General features: G+C 66.1%; 1 protein-coding gene. It reads right to left on the reverse strand.

What is annotated here, in order from left to right; all coding sequences use genetic code 11:
* Positions 1 to 7 precede the first annotated feature (7 nt).
* Positions 8 to 1,189, reverse strand: coding sequence for an IS30 family transposase (locus tag OXR63_RS17960; RefSeq protein WP_267425600.1), 1,182 nt, complete (start codon positions 1,187 to 1,189; stop codon positions 8 to 10).
* Positions 1,190 to 1,239: the final 50 nt, after the last annotated feature.

A 1,239-nucleotide genomic window follows, 5' to 3' on the forward strand; every position in this document is an offset into this window, starting at 1 on the left:
GGCGGTTTCAAGGGGTCGTTGCAACGGGTGGTTGTTTCGGGTCTGACAGTAGCTGCTCGAATGCTTCTGCCGGGGTGCGGTAGCCGAGTGTTTTGCGGGGTCGGCCGTTGAGCTCAGCAGCGACTTCGAGGAGCCGTTCCGGGGTGTGGATACTGAGGTCGGTGGATTTCGGGAAGTACTGCCGGAGCAGGCCGTTGGTGTTCTCGTTCGAGCCGCGCTGCCACGGCTTGTGCGGGTCGCAGAAGTAGATCGCGAGGTCCGTGGCGAGGGTGATGTCCTTGTGCCGGGCAAGCTCGGTGCCCTGATCCCACGTCAACGACCGACGCAGATGCTCCGGGAGGGTCTGGATGGTGGGGATCATCGCGTCGCGGACCGCGTCGGCGCTGTGCCCATCAGGCAGGTGCAGCAGCATCACGTACCGGGTGGTGCGCTCGACGAGAGTGCCGATGGCACTGCGCGCGTTCGTGCCGACGATGAGGTCCCCTTCCCAGTGGCCGGGAACGGCCCGGTCGTCGGCCTCGGCGGGGCGTTCGCTGATCAGGACCATGTCCCGGATCTTCGACCACGACGCCCGCCTGGGCTCACCTCGGTGCCGGCGGAGGGCGCGGCCGGTGCGGAGATGTTTGTGGAGGTCAGCGCGCAGGTGCCCGCGGCCCTGGACGAACAGGGACTGGTAGATCGTCTCGTGGGACACGTGCATCTCCGGCCGGTCAGGGAAAGACCTGGCCAGGTCATCACGGATCTGCTCCGGGGACCAATTCCGCACCAACCGCAACTCAACCTGCAAAGCGAGCTCGACGCGGTCCAGCTTCCGCGGTTTCGGGCGCCGCGCTCGGACGCGGCACCGCTTCTCAGCCGCGTACGGCCGGTAATCACCATTGCGGGAGCTGTTCCGGGCCAGCTCTCGACTGATCGTCGATGGCGCCCGCCCGAGTTCCGCTGCGATCTGGCGGATACCGACGCCAGCGAGGCGCAGGTCAGCGATCCGGAGTCGTTCCTCCTCGCTCAAGTACCGGCCAGAACGAGGTGCGCGCTCGAACGGGTTCTTCCCGCGAGCGGCTTTGAACCATCGGTATCCCTGACGTGGATGCACCCCGACAGCATCGCAAGCAGCGGGCCTGCTCACACCCTGTCCGAGTAGCTCCCAGAACCGTGCCTCCCGGGCACGCTGTTCCAGCCTGGATCCCATCTGCAACACTCCGAATCACGGTGGTGTTGCAACGACCAGCTGAACCCAAG

Source organism: Curtobacterium sp. GC_Cur_3 (genome assembly GCF_026544205.1).
GTDB lineage: Bacteria > Actinomycetota > Actinomycetes > Actinomycetales > Microbacteriaceae > Curtobacterium.